The sequence below is a fragment of the Acaryochloris marina S15 genome (genome assembly GCF_018336915.1).
Lineage (GTDB): Bacteria > Cyanobacteriota > Cyanobacteriia > Thermosynechococcales > Thermosynechococcaceae > Acaryochloris > Acaryochloris marina_A.
Genome location: NZ_CP064923.1, coordinates 5243969 through 5269819, shown reverse-complemented (window position 1 = coordinate 5269819; position 25851 = coordinate 5243969). Strand labels below are relative to the sequence as shown.

Annotated in this window: 27 protein-coding genes; 15 read left to right on the top strand and 12 right to left on the bottom strand. The window is 47.1% G+C overall.

Annotation, left to right across the window (positions count from 1 at the left end):
- The first annotated feature begins 104 nt into the window (after nt 1-104).
- Entirely contained in the window at nt 105-1196 is a 1092-nt protein-coding gene (gene ychF / locus I1H34_RS24020) for a redox-regulated ATPase YchF (RefSeq protein WP_212663401.1), read from the top strand.
- A 92-nt stretch (nt 1197-1288) separates the two neighbouring features.
- On the opposite strand, the gene petM is transcribed toward ychF, so the two are convergent.
- Nucleotides 1289-1387: a cytochrome b6-f complex subunit PetM gene (gene petM / locus I1H34_RS24015; RefSeq protein WP_212663400.1), complete on the bottom strand. Its 99-nt coding sequence runs from the start codon at nt 1385-1387 to the stop codon at nt 1289-1291.
- Between the two features lie 205 nt (nt 1388-1592).
- Here petM and I1H34_RS24010 point away from each other — a divergent pair, with 205 nt between their 5' ends.
- The 8 genes from I1H34_RS24010 to bioD all read left to right on the top strand — a co-directional run bounded on the left by I1H34_RS24010 (nt 1593) and on the right by bioD (nt 5544).
- The gene (locus I1H34_RS24010; protein ID WP_212663399.1) at nt 1593-1937 is read left to right on the top strand and encodes a rubredoxin; all 345 of its coding nucleotides are present in this window, start codon (nt 1593-1595) and stop codon (nt 1935-1937) included.
- Nucleotides 1938-2045: 108 nt separating this feature from the next.
- Nucleotides 2046-3059: a photosynthesis system II assembly factor Ycf48 gene (locus I1H34_RS24005; protein WP_212663398.1), complete on the top strand. Its 1014-nt coding sequence runs from the start codon at nt 2046-2048 to the stop codon at nt 3057-3059.
- Between the two features lie 130 nt (nt 3060-3189).
- Nucleotides 3190-3441, top strand: a complete 252-nt coding sequence (gene psbE / locus I1H34_RS24000; protein WP_010476188.1) for a cytochrome b559 subunit alpha — start codon at nt 3190-3192, stop codon at nt 3439-3441.
- Between the two features lie 8 nt (nt 3442-3449).
- On the top strand, nt 3450-3584 hold the full coding sequence (gene psbF / locus I1H34_RS23995) for a cytochrome b559 subunit beta (protein ID WP_010476187.1): 135 nt from the start codon (nt 3450-3452) through the stop codon (nt 3582-3584).
- Between the two features lie 9 nt (nt 3585-3593).
- Entirely contained in the window at nt 3594-3710 is a 117-nt protein-coding gene (locus tag I1H34_RS23990; protein ID WP_010476186.1) for a photosystem II reaction center protein L, read from the top strand.
- A 91-nt stretch (nt 3711-3801) separates the two neighbouring features.
- On the top strand, nt 3802-3918 hold the full coding sequence (locus I1H34_RS23985) for a photosystem II reaction center protein J (RefSeq protein ID WP_010476185.1): 117 nt from the start codon (nt 3802-3804) through the stop codon (nt 3916-3918).
- Between the two features lie 461 nt (nt 3919-4379).
- Nucleotides 4380-4826: a phosphate-starvation-inducible PsiE family protein gene (locus I1H34_RS23980; protein ID WP_212663397.1), complete on the top strand. Its 447-nt coding sequence runs from the start codon at nt 4380-4382 to the stop codon at nt 4824-4826.
- A gap of 22 nt (nt 4827-4848) precedes the next feature.
- On the top strand, nt 4849-5544 hold the full coding sequence (gene bioD / locus I1H34_RS23975) for a dethiobiotin synthase (protein ID WP_212663396.1): 696 nt from the start codon (nt 4849-4851) through the stop codon (nt 5542-5544).
- An 8-nt stretch (nt 5545-5552) separates the two neighbouring features.
- Here bioD and I1H34_RS23970 read toward each other — a convergent pair whose 3' ends face one another.
- From I1H34_RS23970 to I1H34_RS23940, 7 genes are all read right to left on the bottom strand, one after another.
- Nucleotides 5553-6017 carry a hypothetical protein gene (locus tag I1H34_RS23970; protein ID WP_212663395.1) on the bottom strand — a complete coding sequence of 155 codons (465 nt, stop codon included), beginning with the start codon at nt 6015-6017 and terminating at the stop codon, nt 5553-5555.
- Nucleotides 6018-6216: 199 nt separating this feature from the next.
- Nucleotides 6217-6414: a hypothetical protein gene (locus tag I1H34_RS23965; protein WP_212663394.1), complete on the bottom strand. Its 198-nt coding sequence runs from the start codon at nt 6412-6414 to the stop codon at nt 6217-6219.
- A 112-nt stretch (nt 6415-6526) separates the two neighbouring features.
- Nucleotides 6527-7012 (bottom strand): hypothetical protein, encoded by a 486-nt coding sequence (locus tag I1H34_RS23960; protein WP_212663393.1) that lies wholly within the window; start codon nt 7010-7012, stop codon nt 6527-6529.
- A gap of 116 nt (nt 7013-7128) precedes the next feature.
- Nucleotides 7129-9225 carry an FAD-dependent monooxygenase gene (locus I1H34_RS23955; RefSeq protein ID WP_212663392.1) on the bottom strand — a complete coding sequence of 699 codons (2097 nt, stop codon included), beginning with the start codon at nt 9223-9225 and terminating at the stop codon, nt 7129-7131.
- A 242-nt stretch (nt 9226-9467) separates the two neighbouring features.
- The gene (locus tag I1H34_RS23950; RefSeq protein WP_212663391.1) at nt 9468-10637 is read right to left on the bottom strand and encodes a pyridoxal phosphate-dependent aminotransferase; all 1170 of its coding nucleotides are present in this window, start codon (nt 10635-10637) and stop codon (nt 9468-9470) included.
- Between the two features lie 154 nt (nt 10638-10791).
- On the bottom strand, nt 10792-12369 hold the full coding sequence (locus I1H34_RS23945; RefSeq protein ID WP_212663390.1) for a bifunctional pantoate--beta-alanine ligase/(d)CMP kinase: 1578 nt from the start codon (nt 12367-12369) through the stop codon (nt 10792-10794).
- A gap of 201 nt (nt 12370-12570) precedes the next feature.
- The gene (locus I1H34_RS23940; RefSeq protein ID WP_212663389.1) at nt 12571-13467 is read right to left on the bottom strand and encodes a peptidoglycan recognition protein family protein; all 897 of its coding nucleotides are present in this window, start codon (nt 13465-13467) and stop codon (nt 12571-12573) included.
- 313 nt (nt 13468-13780) lie between these two features.
- On the opposite strand from I1H34_RS23940, the gene I1H34_RS23935 reads away from it, so the two are divergent.
- Nucleotides 13781-14809, top strand: a complete 1029-nt coding sequence (locus I1H34_RS23935; RefSeq protein WP_212663388.1) for a retropepsin-like aspartic protease — start codon at nt 13781-13783, stop codon at nt 14807-14809.
- 9 nt (nt 14810-14818) lie between these two features.
- Here the strand turns inward: I1H34_RS23935 and I1H34_RS23930 are convergent, their stop codons facing one another.
- From I1H34_RS23930 to I1H34_RS23920, 3 genes are all read right to left on the bottom strand, one after another.
- On the bottom strand, nt 14819-15247 hold the full coding sequence (locus I1H34_RS23930; protein WP_212663387.1) for an FKBP-type peptidyl-prolyl cis-trans isomerase: 429 nt from the start codon (nt 15245-15247) through the stop codon (nt 14819-14821).
- Nucleotides 15248-15333: 86 nt separating this feature from the next.
- Nucleotides 15334-15525: a 30S ribosomal protein S21 gene (rpsU, locus tag I1H34_RS23925; RefSeq protein ID WP_010476171.1), complete on the bottom strand. Its 192-nt coding sequence runs from the start codon at nt 15523-15525 to the stop codon at nt 15334-15336.
- Between the two features lie 168 nt (nt 15526-15693).
- Nucleotides 15694-15981 carry an RNA recognition motif domain-containing protein gene (locus I1H34_RS23920; protein WP_212663386.1) on the bottom strand — a complete coding sequence of 96 codons (288 nt, stop codon included), beginning with the start codon at nt 15979-15981 and terminating at the stop codon, nt 15694-15696.
- A 285-nt stretch (nt 15982-16266) separates the two neighbouring features.
- On the opposite strand from I1H34_RS23920, the gene I1H34_RS23915 reads away from it, so the two are divergent.
- From I1H34_RS23915 to I1H34_RS23905, 3 genes are all read left to right on the top strand, one after another.
- Complete coding sequence (locus I1H34_RS23915) at nt 16267-19605, top strand: valine--tRNA ligase (RefSeq protein ID WP_212663385.1); 3339 nt, start codon at nt 16267-16269, stop codon at nt 19603-19605.
- Between the two features lie 4 nt (nt 19606-19609).
- Entirely contained in the window at nt 19610-20485 is an 876-nt protein-coding gene (gene ylqF / locus I1H34_RS23910; RefSeq protein WP_212663384.1) for a ribosome biogenesis GTPase YlqF, read from the top strand.
- 742 nt (nt 20486-21227) lie between these two features.
- Nucleotides 21228-22712, top strand: coding sequence for an IS1634 family transposase (locus I1H34_RS23905; protein WP_212663383.1), 1485 nt, complete (start codon nt 21228-21230; stop codon nt 22710-22712).
- 26 nt (nt 22713-22738) lie between these two features.
- Here the strand turns inward: I1H34_RS23905 and I1H34_RS23900 are convergent, their stop codons facing one another.
- Entirely contained in the window at nt 22739-23824 is a 1086-nt protein-coding gene (locus I1H34_RS23900; RefSeq protein ID WP_212662243.1) for an IS630 family transposase, read from the bottom strand.
- Nucleotides 23825-23990: 166 nt separating this feature from the next.
- On the opposite strand from I1H34_RS23900, the gene I1H34_RS23895 reads away from it, so the two are divergent.
- Nucleotides 23991-24146 carry a hypothetical protein gene (locus I1H34_RS23895; RefSeq protein WP_212663382.1) on the top strand — a complete coding sequence of 52 codons (156 nt, stop codon included), beginning with the start codon at nt 23991-23993 and terminating at the stop codon, nt 24144-24146.
- 85 nt (nt 24147-24231) lie between these two features.
- Nucleotides 24232-25662 carry an alpha/beta hydrolase family protein gene (locus I1H34_RS23890; RefSeq protein ID WP_249369563.1) on the top strand — a complete coding sequence of 477 codons (1431 nt, stop codon included), beginning with the start codon at nt 24232-24234 and terminating at the stop codon, nt 25660-25662.
- Nucleotides 25663-25851: the final 189 nt, after the last annotated feature.

Genomic DNA, 25851 nt, shown 5'->3' with positions numbered 1-25851 from the left:
TAATGGCAAAGGATTATGAGTCACATTCGCATCGCTTCTCAAGATGATCTGAATGTGTTGTCTTCATAATGTCTTTGAGCCCATGATTTGAGTCATCCCTTCCCATGTTAAGAGCTGGTATTGTTGGGCTACCCAACGTTGGTAAATCAACCTTGTTTAATGCCTTAGTCGCTAATGCCAAAGCTGAGGCCGCTAATTTCCCTTTTTGTACCATTGAGCCCAATGTAGGCGTTGTCTCTGTTCCTGATCAGCGCTTACAAACTTTATCTGAATTGTCTAAATCTGCCAAAACGGTTCCCACACGGGTTGAGTTTGTGGATATTGCCGGGCTAGTCCAGGGCGCGAGTCAAGGGGAAGGGTTAGGCAATCAGTTTCTGGCCAATATCCGTGAAGTCGATGCCATTGTCCATGTGGTGCGCTGTTTTGACAGTGATGACATTATCCACGTTGCCGGTTCTGTTGATCCTGTGCGAGATATTGAGGTGATTAATTTGGAGCTGAGTTTGGCAGATTTAGCCCAAATTGAGCGACGAATGGAGCGAACCAAAAAGACTGCTCGTAATAATAAAGAGGCGCAAGCCGAACTAGAAATTTTAGAAAAGCTTAGAGCCACGCTGGATGAAGGACAACCCGCCCGTCAGGCTGATTTAAGCTCTGAAGAGCAAGAAATAATTAAGTATTTAGGCTTGCTAACTCTGAAGCCAATTATTTATGCCACCAATGTGTCCGAAGATGATTTGGCCACGGGGAATGAATGGGTGGAACAAGTGCGTGGGGTTGCAACTGCTGAATCAGCCGAAACCGTGATTATGTCAGCCCAAGTGGAGTCTGAATTAGTTGAACTAACCGATGAAGAGCGCAATGACTTTCTTGAAGCCTTAGGGGTGGAAGAAGGGGGCTTAATATCCCTTATCCATGCCACCTATAAACTTTTGGGGCTACGAACCTATTTTACATCTGGCCCCCAAGAGAGTCGAGCTTGGACCATACCCATCGGCACCAAAGCTCCTCAAGCTGCTGGGGTGATTCATACGGATTTCGAGCGGGGATTTATTCGAGCTGAAACCGTTGGTTATCAAGACTTAGTCGATAATGGATCCCTCACTGCTGCTAAGGAAAAAGGATTAGTCCGCAGTGAGGGTAAAGATTATCTCGTTCAAGAAGGAGATGTGATGCTCTTCCGGTTTAATGTCTAGACCAATACAGCGTCTTTGATGTCTTGTGCTGTCAGCTCAAAGGCAAGATATAAAGACAAAATCCAAAAGTTCTAATCACAAGCGTGGCAGATCTAGTCGGGGGCTACCTTTAGTAGTAAATATCCCAGGCCAATACCCACTAATATCAGCGAAAAACAAAGAAATGCTGTAGTGAAAATTTCTCCGCCCATAATTAATCGATCCTACAAACTTGTTCCAAAATCATTACTCAATATTTAGTTAAGCATACTCAGGTGTCATGTTCTCAGGTCTAGGCTGAGGAATGAGGGTTAAATTTTGGGTTCAGGCATAGAAGCCTGAGCAAGGTGATTAAGTTCCATGTCATAATAATTCACAAAGATTTCTAGGATTGTGGAAATTCCACGAGTTTAGGTCATGTCTACTGAGACGGATTCAAATGAAGAAGTAGTATCTGTGGATCGATTTGAATGTCGATCTTGCGGATACATCTATGAGCCTGATGAAGGTGATAAACGCCGTAAGATTCCGCAAGGGACTTTGTTTGATCAACTTCCCGGTGACTGGAAATGCCCAGTGTGCCGAACTCCTCCGGAGCAATTTTTCAACATTGGACCCGTCGGTGCTCCCTCGGGTTTTGCTGAAAATCTAGGCTATGGCCTTGGGGTTAATTCACTGCCCCCAGGCAAGAAAAACCTGCTGATTTTTGGCGCGTTGTTATCGATATTTCTGTTCTTACTCAGCTTCTATTCTTCTGGCTAAGTTGTAACGATTCGTTCCCTTGCCCATCCGCGAAGAGATGCTTTGTGCCAATTGCAAAATTTCTAATCAACCAATTGGCTAGTACGCTATCGCCCGTTCAAAAACAAGATGATAAAAGCAATTCTAAAGACTTCAAGGCAATGGATATCCATCGTTGCCGCCTTATTTTTCTTAACTGCCTGTAACAGTCTGCCAGTGTTGGATTCCCTATCTTGGGAATCTGTCGCGTTGCCGACTGACTCCGCCGTCTTAGACGTCAGTTTTGCTTCCCCAGAGCATGGCTGGCTGGTGGGAACTAACTCTGCGCTCTTAGAAACCTTTGATGGGGGTAAATCTTGGGAGCCACGTCCTCTTTCCCTGGGAGACTTAGACTATCGCTTTTCATCCATCAGCTTTTCTGGGGATGAAGGTTGGATTGTGGGTGAGCCTTCCATTCTGCTCCATACGACCGATGGTGGAAAGTCTTGGTCACGAGTGTCGCTGAGTACTCAACTACCCGGGACTCCCTATCAAGTCACTGCTTTAGGTCCTAAGTCGGTGGAGATGATCACCGATCTAGGTGCCATTTACCAAACTCGGGATGAAGCCCAGCATTGGACTGCTTTAGTGGAAGAGGCAACGGGAGCAACGCGTAATATTAACCGATCTGAAGATGGTCAGTATGTCGCAATTTCCTCTCGGGGTAGTTTCTACAACACTTTTGATCCAGGTCAAACCTCCTGGCAAAGCCATGATCGAAATGGTGCAAGACGAATTCAAACCATGGGATACGATCCGAGTGGCAATCCCTGGATTTTAAACAAAGGTGGCCAGGTTCAATTCAGTAACGGTTTTCTTGAGGATGGAGACTATGCCTGGGATGAAGCATTTACTCCTGGCAATACTAAAATTGGACTCTTAGATTTGGCTTACCGGACTCCTGAAGAAGTTTGGGTGTCAGGGGGCAGCGGCACATTACTATGTAGCCTAGATGGTGGCCAAACTTGGCAAAAAGATACGACGGTAGAGGATGTACCATCCAACCTCTACAAGATTATTTTTGTTTCTTCTGACCAAGGGTTCATTATTGGGCAATCAGGGACGCTATTGCGTTTTATTGCTCCCCCGAAAGCATCAGCTTAAAGGGTACTAAGTCCTCCGCTTTCCTCTTGTTTGGACGGCTAGCGGAAGTAAACTTCAGGTTTTACTTGTGGGACGTCCGATGGTTTCGTATGATTAAGTATCATGACTGTGTTCATAGGAGGTGTTTGAATTGTCTGGTAGAACTGGTGAACGACCCTTTGGTGATATCGTTACAAGCATTCGTTATTGGATTATCCATACCATTACGGTGCCAATGCTGTTTTTAGCAGGATGGCTATTCGTAAGTACAGGTCTGGCTTATGACGTGTTTGGAACGCCAAGACCTAACGAGTACTTTGACCAAGCTCGACAAGGGTTACCTTTGGTTACTGATCGTTATGAAGGTAAGCAACAAATTGATGAATTTACAAAAGGACTATAGTTATAACAATGACCAGTAGACTTTCAAAAGAACCGGTTACATATCCAGTTTTTACAGTGCGTTGGTTGGCTGTTCATACCCTAGGTGTCCCGGTTACCTTCTTCCTGGGTGCAATCGCAGCTATGCAGTTCATTCAGAGATAGGAGACGTTAATGGCAACACCCAATCCGAATAAGCAACCCGTAGAGTTGAATCGTGCATCGCTCTTTATTGGCTTGCTACTTGTTCTTGTTTTAGCTTTATTGTTCTCAAGCTACTTTTTTAACTAACATAAAATTCCGTTTATCCATTTGATAAGCGTTTTTGAGAACAAACTATTCTATGCATAAACTTTGCTAGTAATTTTAGGAGGAAAAGTCTGTGGCAGATGGAAAAGTTCCATTATGGCTAGTAGGGACAGTCGCAGGGACCGCCCTCATTGCAATTGTAGGTCTCTTTTTCTATGGAGCATATGCAGGCTTGGGTTCTTCCCTGTAAGCTAGCATTTTTGCGATACCTAAAAGGGGAGTCAGTTAACTGACTCCCCTTTTTAATTAGGATGCTTGTTATGACTTCTTGCTATACGAAGCCGTCCATTAAGCAAGGTCGGCTATGTGAAATGCATAGAATGAGTTGATGGATTAACCGCCATCAATTAGCCTTCACGTTCAACATAATAAAAGAAGGCTGTCATAGCAGCCCCACCACCGATTAAAACAACCAGAGGCGTCATAATTGCGGGTAAAATGTCGCTGATCATAATCAGATTCCTATGAAAATGGGCAAAACGATAATACAGATTACTTAGCAAACTTAGCAAAAATAGGCTAAGAGTCTAAGCAAAAATTTACTGTATTACTCCAGCTTTCTCATTATCTGGTGCCAGTGCTACTGAATCAAGTTTCTGTAATATGATTCATCGTTCACTTTGATAACCCAGCAGCCCTTCAATATTCCCCATGAAGCGAAACAATCGATCTATTGCTAAAGTTTTCAGTGATGCTTCCTTTCTCCGGCTATTGCATTGGTTTGAAGGAACTGTTGCCAAGATTTTATCCATTGCATTGGTCATTGTTATTTTCTTCTCCCTGTTCGATCTGGGATTTAATGTGATTCGTGAGTTGTCAACGGAACCGATTGGATTCTTTCAGTCAACGGTATTAGAGATTTTTGGTCTATTCCTCAATATCCTGATTGCTCTAGAGCTTCTAGAAAATATTCAAGCTTACCTCGATCATCAGGGAGTGCAGGTTCAGTTGGTGGTTGCAACGGCTTTGATCGCTGTAGCACGTAAACTGATTATTTTTGACTTTGCAAAATCATCCGGTTTAGATCTTGTAGGGCTGGCGGTGGCAATCTTTTCACTATCCATCAGTTATTGGTTAGTCCGCCAACATAAGCAATAGTCAGCGTAAGGATAATAGTGCTGTGACACAGACTCTTTTAATTAGTGGTACAGATACAGAAATTGGCAAAACAATTGTTACATCAGCCTTGGTGGCTTATTGGCAGATGTATCGGCCACATGAAAGGATTGCGGTCTGTAAACCGGTGCAATCTGGGCTAGGAGATCGGGAATGGTATACCGAGGTTTTTGATCTAAATCAACCTCCTGAAACCTTGAACCCTCTGTATTTCGAACAACCGTTAGCCCCCCCATTAGCAGCAAGGCTGGCAGGTCAGGTGGTTGATTTATTACCCGCTTGGCAAGCGGTTCAACAGTTGCAGGCTCAGTTTGATTGGGTGTTGGTAGAAGGTGTAGGCAGTTTAGGCTCTCCAGTCACAGATGAGTTGATCGTTGCTGATATTGCTAGGGATTGGCGGTTTCCCATTGTATTGGTTGTGCCAATTCGATTGGGGTGTATGGGACAGGCCGTTGCCCATGTAGCTTTAGCACGACAATTTGGGCTGGATATCAAGGGCATCATTTTGAATGCCACGGGTGTATTATCCACAGAAGAAATACAGCAATGGGCACCGATCGACATGATCCAAGCCCTGACTCAGGTGCCAGTGATTGGGCAGGTGCCTCATTTGTCTGATCCGACTAATCGAACAGTACTTGCTGAAGTGGCCTCTGGGTTGGATTTAGAGGTATTAGGGGCTTTAAGCTATGCAGGGTAAGATTTGATTCAAGATTGCCATCGGAACTTCCAGGATAGGTAGAGCGGCAATTGGTAAAACTCTGCCAAAATCCATAAGGCGATTAAGCCATGGGTTAAACCGACGATGCCGATCCAAAGTAACGGAAATGAATGGGCAGAGTTGTCTAATGGCGGAAACATGTGGTGCATGATCCACAGAATCGTTGGGGGTAAAACAGTAAGACCGCTACAAAGGAGCCAGATTCCCAACGGAAAATCAATGTCAGGGTGATGAAGAGGGTGCCAATGTTGGCGCGCCCAGCGCCAACCAATCGCTGGAGTACGATCTGCTAAACAAATGGATTGCTGGTTAAGGTTGGCTGAAAAGATATGATTGCATGTGCTACAGGCAAAGGCATCCATTAAAATTAGGCGATCTAATTGGCCATTACGACAGACAGGACAAGGATAGCTCTGTTCATAATCAAGTTTTGAAGGGAAGACTTGAGCCATTGTTATGGTGGCAGGATGCCAATAAAAGGCCAACAACAATATTACACCTATCCTTGATTTACATATGCCCCATCAGATACGGAATGTAACGTTACCAGGCTGCCTGCTCGCTCGGGGTGAAAACTAGTTGATATAACTGTCTATGAGTATTAAGACTGCAATAAATAGTTTTTATCGAGCTTTTCTCTGTTTTAGAGGATTAAGCTTGCATTTCTGTCTGAATTTGCTGCAATAGCGACTCGATTTGGGCTTTAATCTCTAAGTACTCAGCTTGATGATCAGATTTATAGACATGCTTGACGGTCTCAACTAGGCGAGCGTCGTTGCTGCTCGTAGATAGGGTGGAAACAGGCCGCTGAGCTGCAGCTGGTTCAGAAATAATTGTTTGACTAGTCATTTATACTCATCTACTTGCTGCTTTGGGCTACCATTCTAGACCGAAATCTTCCCTAAATTAAGAGACCTATAGAACACTTTCTAAATTGCCTCATGGAGCTAAAGCTTTCGTGCTATGAAGATGAAATTTTAGAAGGAGTGGTATCGGAGGAGGTGGTGGAAGTGTCCCTAGAACCTTCGAGGAGGTGGGTATCGGAACCGTTATGAATGAGGGTAGTGAGTTCTAAGATTAACTTCTCTTGTTCTCGGTGATGATGATCTAGACGTTTTAAGAGGGTTGAGACTTGCTCAGTGCTTTTACCCTTAGACCATTTGTTGGGCTTAGGAGGATTTAAGGGGGCTGCAGTTTTTCCTAATAGCCATCGCACCAAAGAATAGGGAGATTTGAAGATTGTAAATAGAAGATGTCTGATGCCACTGCTAATCCACCCCAAGAGGATTTGAATAATGGCTAATAGTACTAAGAGGCTGATAACGGCCAGGATAGGATGACCTACCATCCAAGAGAGTGCAGGATAACTGGCTGCTAAACTTTGAAACCACCTGTCTAAGGCAGTTTGTACAGGATTGATGGCGAAGCTCAAATGCTGTAAACCCATACCAACTCCTCACCTAGGATATCTACAGTGATGTTGCGATAGTCGTGGGAATTAGCCTTACTATACGGCGTGGATACCGACAACTCCAAATCTCTGGCGGTGAATGCTTTGCTGATTTAACCAGAGAGACTGGAGACGGTTTCACTGGTGGGCACTTTGATCTCAGAATCGGATGGAGAATCAGTAAGGGGCGGTAGACGTAGGAGGAGTTGGGGTTTACCCATTCCATAGGTTAACCGGTAACACCAGCTTAAGAGCTGCAGCCAGAGATGGGGCCAACGTTGAGATAAAGGAGTTTGCCAACGCTGTAAAAGCTGGGGTAACCAGCCACTAAAGAAGAAGGCGAGGATGGCGGTCCAGGTAAAGGTGAGGTAAGTGGGGACCCAGTTGAGCAGTTCTTTCAGGCCAATAGCACGGGCTACCCACCAGGGGATTTGGGGCATGCGCACGCCCGCTTTCAGAATGGTACGGGTCATAAATAGCCAGCCTCCGCGATCTTTGATGAAGTCATCGACTTGATCGGGGGGTTCAGTACTGAGAACGCCAAAGAAAGCATTGAGGATGGCGTTAATCCAATAGGGCGGTAAGGTGCTTTGCGGTTTAGCCATCATTCCACGAGAGAAAATCCAGGTGGCGGCTAGGTTGTCTTGGTAGGCATTGACCAGTCCGAGAGCTTCGCCTGATAAGAGGTTATTTTGTAAGGCAGTATGCAATAAATGGGTGACCCGAGGTAGGTTGCGAACTAAAGAGCCGAACCCGGTGAAGATCAGGGGAGAATTTAAGGACGCTGCATCGCCAATGGAGAGGATGCGATCGCACCCCGGTAACCGATCTTGGGCATTGCGGCTAAAGCGTCCTGGAATATAGCCAAAGGCAGCTTTTCGCCATTCCAATTGATCTAAATCGCAGCGGCGATAGTCCGGTAAACAGGCAAAGAAATCTTCAAAAAGCTCTAGTAAAGACCCTGGATTCTCTGGGGAAATCTGATGGTAATAGAACAAATAAATGGTGATATCGTTGCCTTCGCCAGGAAACATTTCCCAGATCAGCTGGCGACCACGACTGGTATCGCCGTTGGTAAATAGAGGCTCCCCATAATTTTGGTCCCACACGCCCGGAGCAAAACCATCTTTAACCACACCACCAATCGTTGGACAAACACTATCAAAGGCCTGTCCGCCATTAATCTGTTGGGCAATTTGCGAGGCAGTACCCATGGCATCGATCAGCAGTCGGGACTGCATATAAGACACTTGATCGGTACTTAAGTCTCGCACCTGCATCGTCACAGAGTCTGCTTCTAAATAGGCTTGCTCAAATTCTGTGCATTCAAAGATTTGGCCCCCAGCGGCCAACAGTTTTTCCCCACAAAGCTGCAGCAGTCGATCACAGTCCATGGCAACATTGAGAACGGTTGGTGTATAGAGAACGGAAGACCGAGCTGCAGGTGGATTATTGCCACTAAAAAACTGATTAAAATTATCTTTGTATTCGCGAGCAATTAACGTTTCTAGCTCTTCTGCTGTCAACAAACCGACATCAACTAGGGTTTGTAGTTCACTGCGAGAAATATTCCACTCCCGATTCATACGGCCAAATTTGATCCGCTCCACTAAGGCCACTTTGTAGCCCAATCGAGCCATCATGGCTGCTGTCAAAGCCCCCAGAGCACCGCCCACAATCACAATATCCCAGGTTGAATCGGGTTCTGCTGGTGGTGCAGTATGCATAATGGGCTGAACTTTTGGCGGTTGGGGGCCGAGTTTTACGGTGTCTCGCCAGCGTTTTTCCCACCAATAGGCGCGCTGCAAGTCTGCCTCACCATTAGGAATGTTTTGGAAGTACTTTGCTGTTAATGGGTAGTAGGGGGCTAAGGCTGAAAAAATATCAGTTTGGGACAGATCAATTTCTGGGAAAGGTTTGGGAGCGTAGGGGAAAACGGATTTGAGCGTAGCTTCAAAGGTACGGATCCACTCTTGTTGTCCTGATAATGGCTGATCAGACCATTGCATGACTTTCAGATAGGTGGTGTTGAGATGTTGCCACAGAAACACGACGAGTTTCGCGGGACCTGTTGAAATATGTATCCCTGACGGGGTGGATGTCAGAACGCTAGCACTTAAGCCCAGCGTTTCTGCGGTTTGCTGATGCAACCAAGTTTGAACGGCTGCTAGATCCGACGTGGGAATTTCCAGGTAAAGAAGTTGTTTCATGAGTTGGGCAAGACCCTAAACAGCACAGCTCTAAGGTTGCTCGCGGAAAGGATGAAAGGCGAGCATTTACCCCCAAGATGTGAATGGGCAAAGCAGTTATCCATTATTCAGTGAATCTTATGCAAAGCATACCGTTTCATCGGAAACAACGGCTGAGATTGCTAAGCTTTGACACATTTATTGGGGCTTGATGGCTGTGCGCGAGCCACTTTCAGGCAGATAGGGTGTTACAAGAAAAGGATCTAGGGGCTAACGGTCGTAATGAACTGGGCAAGCCGTTCTATACCTTGCTCAATACTCGTTTGATCAGTTGCGTAGGACAGCCGAATACATTGATCGGCCCCGAAGGCGACGCCGGGAACAGCTGCTACATGACACTGTTCAAGCAAGGCTTCACAAAAAGCGATGGATCCTAAGCCCGTAAAGCTAATATCTGGAAACATATAAAATGCCCCTTGGGGTTGGGGACAGGTCACACCAGGAATATCCGTCAGGAGCTGAAACATCAGCCGACGTCGTTGATCAAAGGCTTGGCGCATAATGTCTACGCAATCTTGGGAGCCTTCTAGAGCGGCGATGGCACCATATTGAGCGAAGGTACAAACATTAGACGTACTATGGCTTTGCAGTCGTCCCACTGCTTGAATGAGTTCCAAGGGACCTGCTAAATAACCAATCCGCCATCCTGTCATCGAATACGCTTTGGCAAACCCATTGCTGATAATGGTTCGTTGAAATGCGGCCTCACTGACCGCGCCGATGCTCAGCTGTTCAGCGCCATCATATAAAATTCTCTCGTAGATTTCGTCCGATACAACCCAAAGGTTGGCGGCGACAATAACCTCTGCGAGTGCCGAAATTTCAGCAGGGGTATAGACCATCCCCGTGGGATTCGACGGAGAGTTGAGGACTAATAGGCGAGTGCGGGGTGTGATTGCTGCTTGGAGCTGGGCAGGGGTGATTTTAAAGCCGGTTTGGGCATCGGTGGTTAAGGTGATCGGAACTCCCCCAGCCAATTTCACCATCTCGGGATAACTGAGCCAGTAGGGGGCAGGAATGATTACCTCATCACCAGGATTGAGGAGAACCTGCATTAAGTTGTAGAGGGATTGCTTGCCCCCATTTGTCACCAGCACATTCTCAGTTTGAAAATTTAAGCGATTTTCTTGCTGCAATTTATGGGCAATCGCGGCTCGCAGTTGAGGCTCGCCTGGGGCCGGGCCATATTTGGTTTTCCCTTGATCTAATGCCTGTTTGGCAGCGGCTTTGATGTGCTCAGGGGTGTCAAAATCGGGTTCGCCAGCACTAAAGCTTAAGACATCAATACCGTCAGCCCGCATTGCTTTTGCTTTTGCTGAGATGGCTAAGGTCAAGGATGAAGACACCTGACCAATGCGGTCTGCCAGTTTCATGCTGACTCCGAGATTGAGGACGGGGAACTATTTGGAATAGCATACCGCACCCTCTTAAGAAGCAAATCAGAATTCCCTCTTAAGAATTTAATCTTCTCCTGAAAGGCAGTGGATCGGCAGCGAGAGATGGATAGTGTCAATGCAAGCAAGAGATTTATGCTTGGGCTGGAAATCGCTCTTGGTAAAGGGTCGTGATTTGGGTGATGACCTGCTCAATCGTCATGCCATCCGTGTTAATTTCTATGGCATCGTAAGCCTTGCGAAGGGGGGCAAATTCTCGTTGACTATCCTGTTGATCGCGACTGGCAATCAGGTCTTCTAATTCAGATTGGGTTGGGGAGGGTAAGTTCTGATCCTTTAAATCCTGTTGGCGACGACGGGCGCGTTCTTCAATAGAAGCCGTTAAGAAGATTTTGAGTCCCGCCTCAGGAAAGACATGGGTGCCAATATCTCGACCTTCGGCAATCAGGCCACCCTGGCGACCTAAACGTTGCTGTTGTTTGACGAGGGCTTCTCGAACTGGGGGTTGAGCGGCAACCGCTGACACCTGGGATGTCACTTCTGGGGTGCGAATGGCTTGGGTGACCTCCTGTTGGTTCACCCAGACTTGGGGAGGTTGTTGAGGGTCTGGATGGGGTTTGAGTTCGATATTGCAATCTTCTACAAGCTCTGCGATCGCAAACGTGTTTGAGACCTCAACTTGCTTGTCTAGGGCCAGCCAGGCTATGGCTCGATACATGGCTCCTGTGTCTAGATATTGCAATCCTAAGGCTTGGGCACAGCGGCGGGTGACCGTTGATTTGCCCGCACCTGCAGGCCCATCCATGGCGAGGATAGGCCTGCGGGCATCCAAAAGTATATTGTCGATCAGCCGAACAGAGCCAACGCGGGCGGCAACCGCGACCAGGCCTTGGGTAGTGATGTGCTCTAAAGGCTGCAAAGTTAAAGGATCGACCAGATCGATATAGTCCACCTCAACTTGGGGTTCTTTGGCTAAGGTTTGGGCCACCGTAGTGAGGACGGAGTTGCGATCGCAACTCCCCCCCTGAAAAGTGTGTTGAGCCGCTTGCAGGCTATGGTGCAAAATGGTTGCTTGTTGTGCTTCTTGAGGATTCAAATACTGATTGCGAGAACTCAAGGCCAGGCCTGTCGCTTCACGAATGAGCCTGCAGGGGACCACCGTGACATCTAGATTTAAATCCTGGACAAGACGCTTAATAATGGTCAGCTGTTGGGCATCTTTTTGGCCAAAGTAGGCCCGAGTAGGCTGGACAATATTCAACAATTTCAAAACAATGGTCGCTACCCCTGTGAAATGATCGGGGCGATGGGGGCCACAGAGGTTCTCTGTGAGGGAGGCCGGTGGAATTACTTGGGTGAGGGGATTTTCGGCGAGAATCGTGTCTATAGAGGGGGCAAAAATAGCATTTACACCCTGCTCCTGGCACAATGCTTGATCTTGATCCAAGGTTTGCGGGTATTCTGTCAGGTCTTCATGGGCAGCAAACTGGAGAGGATTGACGAAAATGCTGACAATCACACATTGATTTTCTTGGCGAGCCTGCTGAATCAGGCTGAGATGCCCCGCATGCAACGCCCCCATGGTTGGTACCAAACCGATCTGACCAATGACTGTGCTGGAAGGGCTTACTCCTTCATTGAAGTTGCCAGGAAAACAGTGCAAGAAATGACGAAGTCCTGACACCGTTCGAATAATAGGCACATTGTCCATGGCAGTTAGAAAAAAGGAGCAGACGGCAGAACCAGGTCCTTGACGATGTGCTTCGGCAAAGTGGGTCGAGGGACTGGCTTCTAAGCTAGTGTATCGTCTGACGGTGGCTGATGTCCGCAGTCGAAGGGTTGGAAAAATAATAGGGTGTCTATGTCTAAAGCCCTCCTATATCGGGGCTTCACGCGGGGTTGAATGGATGAATTAGGACCGTGCGTAGAACTGCTGGAGCATGGAGTTGAATTTAGAGAAGTCAAAGCTACGGGGATCGGAACGCTCGCCAGAACGGTCAACGCCTGCATGGGTGGTGACGCGCTGGCTGGGAACACCTGTCCGGGCAATTAACCAGGCGAGGGATTGGTACTGGGCCTCTGAATAACCTCTGTGACTGGGGCCGTTGTGGTTCCCGTCAGGTGGGGTCTCCAGGGCAATGTGATAGGCAAAGTTATTGACGGAGGCCGGTAAGTCTGGATTGGTTTTAACGGCTTCAGGACCATTAGCTCCTACAAATACAGAGTTGCCTGCACCAAATGCCCGATTCTCAGGAGGGACAAGATAGACGATGGTGCCATCGAGAAAAATTAAGGCATGATAACTGGCTTGATCTTCATCCCGAGGATGAGGGGTTTGAAAGTGACGGATGGCACTCATGCCGGAGCCAACGGTCTCATGGAGAACGATCAGCCAGTTATTTTGTACCGGTTGTCCTTGAGCGTTGTTAACGAACCGTTGTCCATAGTTGGTTGGATGAACGGTGGCTTTAACTTCTCTAGGTTGAGGGTAGGAAGAAGAAACGCTGGTCAGGGGACGCTGGGGAACAGGAGGCGGTGGCGCAATGGGAGCTGGATTATTAGGGGTCGGGGCAGTTGTCAGGGGTGCAGTCGGTGGCACGACCTCTGGATCAGCTAGGACAATATCTGACTCCACCTCTGGGAGATTCTCAGGTGTTGGGGCAGGAAACCCTGAGGGGGCAGGGCCTTTTTGGGCTGCTGAAGTGGAAGCAGACTCTCTTTCAGTCACACTCCAGAAACCGAAGGCACTGGTGATCAGGCCAGCTGCAACCGATAACACCAGGGTTAGGAAAACGTTGCTTTTAGTCATGGTTGATAAGGTCTTCCCACCTGAATTTGGATAAATAAGGGGCCAACAGCCATATTGAACTGAGTAAATCCCTTGAGAATGACTTCAATTTGTAGACTCTAAGTTTCTACTTATAAAGATCATATACGTCAAGAAACTATAAAAAAGTCAACAATATCACTTTTTCTTCAGATGAAGCACTAAAAACGACCTAGGCTCCATATCTTGTATGCCCATTTTGCAGAGGTAGTGCAACGGGTTGGGCAGGATGGATGTAGCCCATCAGGATGTAAAGAATGAGGTAGCAATGAGTTTGAGGAAAAAATGGGTTTGCATGGCCCTGTGTCTATGGGGGAATCTCTGTAGCATGGGTTTGGCCCAGCCTATTCCCCAAGTGGAGATGGCTGAACCGGTGGGGTATCAGCAAAAGGAGAGGACGAAGACTCACGTGGATCCCGCCCTGGTCTCTGCCATTGTTCAGCTACAAGGACTGAAAGTACCTGAGCCTCGGGTGCAGGGTGCAGCTCGACTGCCCCTGTTCACTTTGCCGGGAACGTCGGTTTATACCGTCAATGCCCAATTGCAGGGGCTGCCCACCCGATGGTTAGTGGATACCGGGGCATCGACCTCGATGGTGGCCACGCCTGTCGTAGAAGCACTGGGCCTCAAAGGGAAACCTATCCCTAATCAACGGTTGTCCTTTGCGGTGGCGGGGAATGACTGTCCTAATATGAATGCGACGCTTCAGCAGTTACCCCCACTAGAACTGGGAAAGCTCCAAGTCAAAGAACTGCATAGTCTCCAGTTTGCCAATACGGTCATTCCCGCAGAATTGTCTGGGGTATTAGGGATGGATGTGCTGAGTCAGTTTGATCTACATCTGCATCCCGGCAAAGCAACCCTGAGTTTATTGCCACCCACGCCATTGTCCGTCGATGCGATCGCAGCTGCAGTTCCCCTAGAGCAAAAACTAGGGGTGATGGTGGCGCAGCTCCACATCAATGGTCAAGGTCCATTTCGGGTATTGTTAGACACGGCTGCGGATAGTACCTTTATTTCTGAGCCGGTGGCGGCAAAACTTAAATTAGATGTAGCGACGTTGAGTCCAATTCAAATTCGAGGGTTTTGTGGCTTGGAAAACGCGATGCGATCGCAACTGGATTCCGTCACCCTCCATCGATATCAGCGACGCAATCTAGATGTGATTGTCTTGTCTTCCAGCATTCTCAAAGTACTAAAAGTAGACGGTATTCTAGGCCAAAACTTCCTTCGCCATTATCAGCAATATTGGCGATTTAATTCAGGTGGAGAGCAAGGCAGCTTGTTACTGGTGCCCCTTGTCACCTCAACGTCTCCCCGCTAAGGCCGCTGATTAAGCAATGCTGACCAATTCAATCTCAAACGTTAAATCTTCTCCTGCTAGGGGATGGTTGCCATCTAGGGTGACTTGATCTTCAATGATCTCACTGACCATCACCGGAATGACTTGTCCCTCAGGGTTTTTGATCTGCAACTGTTGACCAACTTCTAAATCGAAATCGCTGGGAATTTGCTCTCGGAGGACAGTAACCACCATATCTTCATGGCGGGGTCCATAGGCTTGATCGTAGACAATTGTCTCAGTCTTAGAATCACCAGGATTCATACCAATGACAGCTTGCTCAAACCCTGGAATGACTTGTTGTCCACCAATGGAAAACTGCAAAGGCTCACGCTCTAAGGAAGAATCGAAGACGGAACCATCATCCAGCTTTCCCGTGTAGTGAATCGATACGGTATCTCCGACTTTGGCTACTGCCATGATTATGCTCCTGAGATGAATGAACGGCACCAGTGGACTAACACGTTATTGGCCCACTGGGTCACAAGCGTAATGAACACCTTTGTCTACCTACGGCCACGCATTCTACGTCGTTCTCGGTGTCTGGCAGTCATTTTCCGCTGTCGCTTTTGAGCGGGAGTCTCAAAATGGCGGTTCTTTTTCATGTCGGCAAAGATGCCGGCTCTAGATACTTTCCGTTTAAATCGACGCAGCGCGGATTCTAATTGCTCATCGTCTCCAAGGACCACTTGGGTCATTCAATATTCTCCAACTAATAGGGTTAAACGTCTGGATGCCAGGAATTACTGTATACCCAAATATAAAAGCAGATAAGAGAGAATGGGTTGCTACCCTTATCTGATGAAACTTGCAACGGTTACTGTTGCTAGGCTTGAGCTTACCTCAACCCTATGAAGATATTGGGGTTAATATCTTTGGTTGCTGCCCCAGCCACTGCTAGTCGGTCTGGGGGTGCGAGGCTTGGCTTTGTTGACCTTTAGAGTCCGTCCCATCCACTCAGCACCATCTAACTCTTCGATGCCTTTGTCTTCGTTAGCTTCGTCCTGCATTTCTACGAATCCAAAACCACGCTTGCGACCTGACTCACGATCTACAGGAAGCTTGACTTGTTTGACCTCCCCATATTCCGCAAAAACTGCGGTCAAATCGTCCTCTGTAACCTCATAAGATAGGTTACCGATGTAAACTGTCATACCTTACCTTCAAAAATCAAATGAACAACGTATCGAGATTGGGATGCGGAGGTAAGTCAACTAACTCAGGACGAAAGGATAACTTTTCTTGAATCTAGCCAAAACTTGGCCTACCGACGTTTGGTCTCTCCGGTTATTCTAGCGTTACTGCCGCCAAGTTCAAAGAGGCAAATGATCGATCCTTGTGAGGAAAGACCGACAGGCAGAGGTAAATATGGCAGAATTTAATCTAATGATGCCTTAGTGTACAGGCTTATATTCTCATCTTTAAAATATTTTAAGTTTATGATTGCCACCGCTCCGTCCCTATCTAGCCAATATGATCCCGCGGCAACAGAAGCCAAATGGCAAGAAAATTGGGAAGCGAACGACGTATTTAAAGCTGATCCGAACCATGGGGGTGACCCCTACTGCATCGTTATTCCCCCACCGAATGTGACGGGCAGTCTGCATATGGGCCATGCCTTTGAAGCGGCGCTCATTGATGTGCTGATTCGTTACCATCGCATGATTGGTGACAATACCTTGTGGTTACCGGGGACGGACCATGCCAGTATTGCCGTGCACACGATTTTAGAGAAGCAGCTGCAGGCGGAAGGCAAAACCCGCTACGACATTGGCCGCGATGAATTTTTAGAACGGGCTCAGCGCTGGAAAGCTGAATCCGGCGGCAGAATTGTCCATCAGCAGCGACGGTTGGGAGTCTCTGTCGATTGGACCCGTGAGCGGTTCACGATGGATGAAGGACTATCTAAAGCAGTTAACAAAGCCTTTGTGCAAATGCATGAAGAAGGGCTGATTTACCGTGGCAATTATATGGTGAATTGGTGCCCTGCTAGCCAATCTGCGGTCTCCGATCAAGAAGTAGAGAATAAAGAAGTGGATGGCCATCTTTGGCACTTCCGCTATCCCCTCAGCGACGGCTCTGGCTTTGTTGAAGTCGCCACCACTCGCCCAGAGACCATGTTGGGGGATACGGCCGTGGCGGTGAATCCCAAAGATGAACGCTATCAAGACCTGATTGGCAAAACTATTAAGCTGCCGATCACGGAGCGCGAGATTCCGGTGATTGCCGATGAATTAGTAGATCCAGAATTTGGAACGGGTTGCGTCAAAGTTACTCCTGCCCATGATCCCAATGACTTTGCTATGGGGCAGCGGCATAATTTGCCTTTCATTAATATCCTCAATAAAGATGGTTCCCTGAATGAAAATGGCAATGTTTTTGCGGGATTGGATCGGTTTGAAGCCCGTAAACGGGTGATTGCTCGCTTGGAAGAAGAGGGCTGTTTGGTGAAAACAGAAGCGTATCGTCATAGCGTTCCCTATAGCGATCGCGGCAAGGTACCGGTTGAACCCTTGATCTCAACTCAATGGTTTGTGAAAACGGACCCCTTAGCTAAACGGACCTTGGCATTCTTAGATGACCAGCAATCGCCAGAATTTGTCCCTGAGCGCTGGACCAAGGTGTATCGGGATTGGCTGGTGAATCTTCGAGACTGGTGTATTTCCCGCCAGCTCTGGTGGGGACACCAAATCCCAGCTTGGTATGCCATCAGCGAAACTGAGGGCGAAATTCGAGAAGATACGCCTTTTGTGGTGGCCGAAAATGCAGAGTCAGCGCAGCAAAAAGCGGTGGAACAGTTTGGCTCTGAGGTGCAATTGCTCCAGGATCCAGATGTTTTAGATACCTGGTTTTCGTCGGGATTATGGCCCTTTTCCACCTTGGGCTGGCCGGAGGAAACGGCGGATCTTTCGACCTACTATCCCACCGCCACTTTGGTGACCGGTTTTGACATTATTTTCTTCTGGGTCGCCCGGATGACTTTGATGGCGGGCCACTTTACTGGAGAGATGCCTTTTAAGGATGTCTATATCCATGGCTTGGTGCGGGACGAAAATAATAAAAAAATGTCGAAGTCGTCCAATAACGGGATTGATCCGTTGATCTTGATCGACAAATATGGCACCGATGCCCTCCGCTATACCCTGATCCGAGAGGTGGCTGGTGCAGGGCAAGATATTCGCTTGGAATATAACCGCAAGACGGATGAATCTACTTCTGTAGAAGCTTCTCGTAACTTTGCTAATAAGTTATGGAATGCCTCTCGATTTGTGTTGATGAATCTGAATGGGCACACTCCCGAGCAGCTTGGGCAGCCTGCTATTGCTGATTTAGAATTGGCGGATCGTTGGATTTTATCCCGATATCATCGCCTGGTGCAGCAAACCCGCAATCAGGTGGATGCCTATGGTTTGGGTGAAGCTTCGAAAGGTCTGTATGAATTTATTTGGGGTGATTTCTGTGACTGGTATATCGAACTGGTGAAGCCCCGACTGCGTCAGGAAGGTACTACTTCCCAGCGTGTGGCCCAGCAAACCCTTGCCTATGTATTAGAGGGAACGCTGAAGCTCTTTCATCCGTTTATGCCCCATATTACGGAAGAGATTTGGCAGACCCTGACTCAACCGACCTCAGAACAATATTTAGCCAGTCAGCCCTACCCAGAAGCAGCTGATATTCAATTAGTGACAGAAACGGTGCCGCTTTCTTCAGATATGGCTGATGTTCCTGTAGAAGAGGCAGCGGCAGCTCCTGAGCCATCTGCTGCACCGGAGACAGAATCGACCGCTCAAACGAGGGATGAGACCTTGGAGCCAGACCCTGAAGTTCATGATTTTAGCTGGCGAGATGCCGTCCATATCTTTGGCGAGTTGCCAGCGTACCTCGGCCGTTTTCTAGATGTAAATCAAACGGTCTTACTGTGGGTCTGTGTTTTCTTCCTGGGTATTATCAGTCTTGCAGTTACGGCAGCAGTATTAGGTGCGATTAATCACGTTCCCCTATTAGGCAGCGCCTTTGAATTAATTGGTTTGGGCTATTCTCTGAACTTTGCCTATCGGCGTCTGCTCTGGTATGACGATCGCCAAGCCTGGGTCGAATCCTTGCAAAAGAAGAAAGATGAAATTTTGCCATTGCTGAGTGATCCCAAGACTTTGGAGACAACGGCGGAAGCCTTAGGTGGGGATTTGGCTTTGGCAGAGCCTGCGGCAGTCGAACCAGAGCCCCACGACGAAGATGACTTTATACCTAAAAATTCACAGCCAGAGCCAAATTCCGCTGATTTCACAGCCTGGGTTGATCCGGGGCTAGAAGAGCAGTTTGAGCTAGTCATTGAGACCATTCGCACCATTCGCAACTTACGAGCAGAAGCCAGCATTAAGCCAAAGCAGCCCATTAAAGTGATTTTGCAAAGCGAAAGCGATCGCGAACGACAAATCCTCACAGCCGGTCAAACCTATCTCCAGGATCTGGCGAGAGTAGAGTCTTTGAGCATCACTCCAGCAGTAGAAGGGGAAGTTAAACAAACCATCATTGGTGTGGTTGGTACGGTCCAAGTCCTTCTACCTCTTAGCGGTGTAGTGGACGTTGAGATCCTGAAAGCCAAGCTAAATAAGGATCTGAAAAAAGCAGACGCAGAAATTCGGTCCAGTAGTGGTCGGTTGAACAATGCCAATTTTGTGGAGCAAGCCCCACCCGCAGTGGTTCAGGGCGCTCGTGATACCCTGGCTGAAGCCGAAAAGCAGGCTGAGATTTTGCGCGATCGCCTAGAGCGACTCTAGGGTTATGTCTACTCCCCCCATTCAGTGGTATCCCGGTCATATCGCCAAGGCTGAAAAAGCCCTAATTGAACAGCTCAAAAAGGTAGATGTGGTTCTAGAGGTGCGAGATGCCCGCATCCCCCACTCTAGCCACCACCCTCAAATTCAGAGATGGATTGGGGAAAAGCCTCATGTATTGGTGTTGAATCGGATTGACTTGGTTACGCCGGTTTCCCATCAGCTTTGGCTCGATGCTCTGAAGGCAGAAGGTCTGGTGCCTCACTGTACAGATGCTCAGCATGGTAAAGGTATTAAGGCCGTGATTACAGCAGCGGAAAAAGTAGGGGTCAGTATTAATCAACGACGGCGAAGCCGCGGTATGCGACCTCGCCCAGTGCGAGCAGTGGTGCTGGGGTTTCCCAATGTGGGTAAATCTGCTTTAATCAATCGCCTGCTGAAGCGACGCATTGTTGAAAGTGCTCGCCGTCCAGGGGTAACCCGTCAGCTTCGTTGGGTGCGTGTGTCTCCAGATTTGGAACTTTTGGATACCCCCGGTGTATTACCCGCTAAATTGGATAATCAAGCAGCGGCCTATAAGTTGGCTATTTGCGATGATATCGGCACTGCCGCCTATGAAAATCAGTTGGTGGCGACTGCTTTAATTGAGCTGATCCAAGCGCTAGAGTCATGTGATCCTAAGCGTGGATTTTTGCCTGACAAGATTCTGCAAAACCGCTATCAAATTGACCCCACATCCTTGACTGCTGCAGATTATTTGGAAACAGCGGCTGAACAACTGCATCAAGGGGATCTAGAGCGCATGGCCCAGAAAGTTCTGAACGATTTTCGCAAAGGTCTTTTGGGGAAGGTTACGCTGGAGTTACCACCTGCTAGTCTTTAGCCTTGGCTTTTGTTGCAAGATGTAGCGTAATTTCAGCAGAGGTACTAGAACATCCGGTAGCCTCGTCACTTTTTCGTTACTGCTTGCATGGGTCAAGCAAAAGTGGCGAGGCAAAGATGCCTCTCAATTATTCAAGTTAGTCGGCATCTTCGTTCATTGATACATTAGAAGGGGTATCAATGAACGAAGATGATTATCATTGATGTCACGTCTCATTGTTGATGCGGGCCCTTTCATAGCTATTTTTCATCGACAAGATACTCAGCATCATTATTGTGTAGATCGTCTTAAGTTTCTCATTGATGAGCAGCACAGTTTGATTACGACTTTTCCCGTGCTCTGTGAAGTACATAAGCTAATTCAACGGTATACCAACCCAATCCTTGCTCAACAAGCACTCTTCGAGCTGGTAGCAGCGTTAAATATTTTTCCTAGGATATTTATATTGACCGATTTGAGACAGGGACGGAGTGTTTTCTATGACTTGAAATTGATGAAGCTCCATCACACTGAACCTTGAAACATATCTAACAGAAATGATGCTTGTTGAATAGGGTAGTAGCTGTTATTAACGGACGAGAGAAGACACATAGACTTTTCCAGAAGCATTAATTCTTAGCAAAAACTCATCTGGCAAAATAGCATCCTTTCTTCTCTTGTCATAAAGTGCAATATTGAACCGACATTCAGCAGGTACTAACCATCAAGGGATAATTTTGAGGTTGTCTCTCAACGCAAGTCCATGTATTCACCTCAAGAGATAGACGTTCAGGATATTGACCATCTCGGTATTATTGCCGGTATCGTCGATGAGATCGGCATTGTCGAAATAGTGGATCGATTATTAGGTACTCACGAGCAAGAGAATGTTAGTTGTGGTCAAGTTGTCAAAGCCCTGATTCTAAATGGTATGGGCTTTTTGAGTGCTCCATTGTACTTATTTAGTGAGTTTTTCGAAAGCAAAGCAACCGAGCACTTACTCGGTCAAGGTGTACTGCCAGAGCACCTCAACGATACCCGTATCGGTCGAGTCCTCGACAAGCTCTATGCCTATGGTGTGACCCAGATATTTATCCATGTGGCAATGGCAGTCGTTCAGAAATTCGATGTAGCTCTAAGGTGTGCGCATCTAGATGCGACAAGCCTTAGTGTTGAGGGGCAATACTTAGATAAACCACAGGTTGAGGCGTCAGACGAATCCCCCTCTGCACCTGAGTCCCCCTCCCCTGCACTGGCTGAATCAGAGGAGCCGATACCCGTGAAAATCACCTACGGCTACTCACGGGACAATCGTCGTGATCTCAAGCAGTTTGTATTGAACCTACTGGTGAGTGGGGACGGGGGTATTCCTTTATTTTTACAAGTGGGCAACGGTAATGATGCGGACAAAAGTACGTTTGTGCCTATCATCCATGAATTTAAGCAACAGTGGAGTCAGCAACAGCCAGAGGTGATTGTTGCTGATAGTGCCCTCTACAGTGCCGACAATCTGCAAGCATTAGGAAGTACATCTTGGATTAGCCGAGTTCCAGCAAGTTCAACGGCAGCCCAAGACTTATTACAAGGGCTGCCGGGTTCACAGTTTCACCCCAGTGCTCTCAACGGCTATAGCTTTGTCGAAGTATGTAGTACCTATGGAGAGATTCAACAACGGTGGCTGGTGGTTGAAAGTAAAGCTCGCAGAGACTCTGGACTCAAACAAGTGCAAAAGCGGATTGATCAGGCGTTTAGCCAAAAAACTACTGCACTTAAAACCCTCTGCAAACAGACCTTCTTGTGCCCTGCAGATGCTTTAGCTGCAGCCCAAGATTTTGGCAAAATCCTCAGGTATCACACCCTTGACGATCTCAAAATCCACAAAAAACCTCATTATTCAAAGGCTGGACGACCGACAAAAGCAACGGTTGTGACTCACTACACCTATTCTATTGAGGCTACCTTAACCCTCAATGAGCCAGTCATCGAACGCTATCGGCGGCAAGCAGGTCGTTTCATCTTAGCCACCAATCTCTTGGAACAAGAGCAATGGAGCAATGATGATATTCTGCGCGAGTATAAGAACCAGCAGGCGTGTGAAGGAGGCTTTCGCTTTATCAAAGATCCACTCTTCTTTGCCTCTAGTGTTTTCCTGAAGACACCTCGGCGTATCGCTGCCTTAGCCATGATCATGGCCTTGTGTTTGATGGTCTACAGCTTAGGACAACGACAGTTAAGAAATGCACTATAGATCTACAGATAAAGATCCGTGATTAGCTAGGCAGCTTGTGTACCCAAGGTTTTGCAATATTTGCCCATTAAGACAGTAATTTCATTGGGAGTCTGACTAAAGTACAGTAGCCCCTCATCGACCTGCTGAACTAAGTCATCAAATTGCTTGAAGAACCGTAGGTGTGTGCTGCGTTTTTTGAGTTTCTTCCACAAGAATTCAATTGGGTTGAAGTCAGGAGAATATGTGGGTAATTGGAAAGGAGTAAGGCGAGCGGATTGCTGGTCAAAGAACTGCTTAGTTGCTTTACTGGTGTGATATCTAGCCCCGTCCTGAATGAGAATAATATGCTTGTGAGTCTGCTGGAGTACTTGAGTTAGAAAAGCAGTATACCCTTCAGAATTGAAGCGTCCCGTCTGACCTTGATAGAAGAACTGACCAGAATGATAATCAATTAATCCAAACACCTTGTAAGCCTTCCGTTTACCACTGGTGGGCAATGTTGGCTGGTCTCCACGAAGACTCCAGGTGTAGCTTAACGACCCCCACTGCGCAAAACTGGCCTCATCCCCAAATAAAATTAGGGCATCTTTGGCTGCTGATAAACGCAAAATCTCAGGCCATTTGTGTGTCATCCATTCTTGTCGCTTGGCTTCATTGAGATGAGCTGCAACAAACCGTGCTCTTTGAAATGAAAAGCCTAAGTTCCTCAGTAGAGTACTCACATAATGGGGATGATAGGAAACATTGAAGCGTTTCGCAATCAGGTCTTGAACCATTAATGCACTCCAACAACCACACTCGTATCCAGCTTTGAGCGGACCTGCTTTAATCCATGACTTGAGCTGTTGTCGTTGCCGTGGAGTGAGTTTGCTGCGACGTCCTTGAGACGCTTTGTATCTAAAGCTAGCGATACCTCGTTTTAGAAATGCATGCAGATAATCCCTGATCGTTTGTTCGCCTAGTGCCAATGTTTCAGCTACCTGTGCCACTGAACCACCTTGACCAAGCTGCAATAAAGCACTAATACGTTTGACCAGACGTAAATTCTGACTCCCGTATGCCTGGCGCAGTTTAGCTTCAATCTTTTTGCGTGTTGATTGGGTAAAGCGCAGTTTGAATTGTGCGAGCATACTGGATGACCTCTGATAATCTTGAAATCCTTGCCAGAGCTAAGAGTATCAGGAGCTAGTTACTATATTTAATGAAGATGTAGTGTCGCTAAAACCACGGATGCTTTTCTGAAGATCTATAGAACAAGTACAAACAACTCTCCCTAATCAGAAGGGGAAACAAACTATGAAACCTACGTTACGTTGGATTCTCCAATGCTTTCAGGCCGTCCATTTAGTTTGGCTTGATGGTGCCAAGCATCTCATCAAGCTCAACAGCAGGCAGCAACTTATCTTGCCGTTCCTTGGGAAGGGCTGTAAAAAATATTATCTGCTCTGCTAGCTAGCCTGCTGAATGTAGGATTGAAAAGACTTGAGCAACAATTTTCTGTGATTTTTATTCTTGTGAAAATTATTTAATTTACTATATGAACAGCCTTATTTTGCGTCAAAAGATAACGTTAACGGTTATTCGTGCTGGAGTAATAGGAATAGGTCTATCAGCATTATTAGCCGTTGATTTTCGTCATCAAAAAGCGCATGCCAATCAGCTTGAAACTTCCCATATGACTCAGCCAAGGATTCATGTGAATCCCAATATGAATGTAAAAGCAGACAATGATGGGTGGTTGCATCAAAGTTTCATTGTTGAAAGAAGAGATTCTGGCCATGTCACGGCAGGGACGGCTATAGATAAAAGCGCGGGTAAGGGTAAAAACGTAATCAGTAATAGATCCTTAACAGGTGAGCCTGACAATGATCTGTGGCTGAGTATTTTTGAGATTGCTGAACATCCGGATTTTTTAAGTGATTGGATATTCAAAGATGGTCCTGAGACACTGAGAGTGATTAAGCCTGGAGAAACAAGCACTCTCACGGGGATCACAGCTCAAAAGATCAAAAGTCGAAGAACTTTAGCTAACGCTTCACCTGCCTTACCTGCCCCCCTCTTTTCTGAGATTCAGCAGTTAGAGACGGTGATTACGCCCAGTGGGGATGCCGCAGATATCTTTGTTCCCCTCAGAGCCAAATCTGATCCGAGTGCTAAACCTTTTCCTGTGGCTCTGTTGCTTCAGGGAGCCAATGTAGATAAATCTCACTACTCCGAATATGCCAAAGTGGTTGCGAGCTATGGCTTTGTAGTGGTCATTCCCAATAACTTAAGAATTTGGCCTTTGCCACCCCCTGCGCCAACCACAACAGGGTATTACCCTGAATTGAAATTGATTAATGAGGTCTGGACTTTCATCAAAGATCCGACGGTTTCTCCTGTGGCCGAGGTTATCAACCCAGAGCAATTGGTACTGCTAGGCCATTCTTTAGGAGGGGCTGCAGGATTAAACGCTGTGCAGGGAGGATGTTCTATTCCTAAATGCCTTTATGGTGAGTTCAAGCAGCCGGAAGAATTAGTTGCTGCTGTTTTCTATGGCACTCACCTTAAGCCCTATACGGGTGATCCTGTTCCCCCTATAAATAACGACACGATTCCCACGGCTTTAATCTTTGGTGAAAAGGATGGGCGATCGTTTCCCGAGAAGACCAAAGAAACCTATCAGCAGTTAGGGAATCCGCTGAAGGTGCTGGTATCTATCACGGGGGCCAATCATTTTGGCATCACGAATAGCAATGCACCTAAGAACCCAGTCAATACGCCTGCTGTTGTTCCAGCTATTTTCCAAGATCCTAAAGTGCAAGACCTTTCTCAAGCGCTGGCAATCCAAACGATTGGAACTTGGACAGCATTATTTCTCCGAGCGACGGTTCTCGAAGATCCAATGGCCTTGGATGTTATCTTCAGTGGTGCTGGAGATAAAGTAGATGACAATGTCAATGTCCTGATGCAAGGGCCTACGCCGTAAATTTGCACGACCTAAAACTTAGCGACTCCAAGCGCTATTATGCGATCCTCGACTTGAAAAATTACACTGACAGAGTTCCATCTCAGTTTGGGCAATCTAGAAATGAACCCTAGGCTCTGCCATTGAGAAAGATGTTGAATATGTAAATAAATGGGTTAGAAATGGCGACCACCTAACGTCTATTTCATG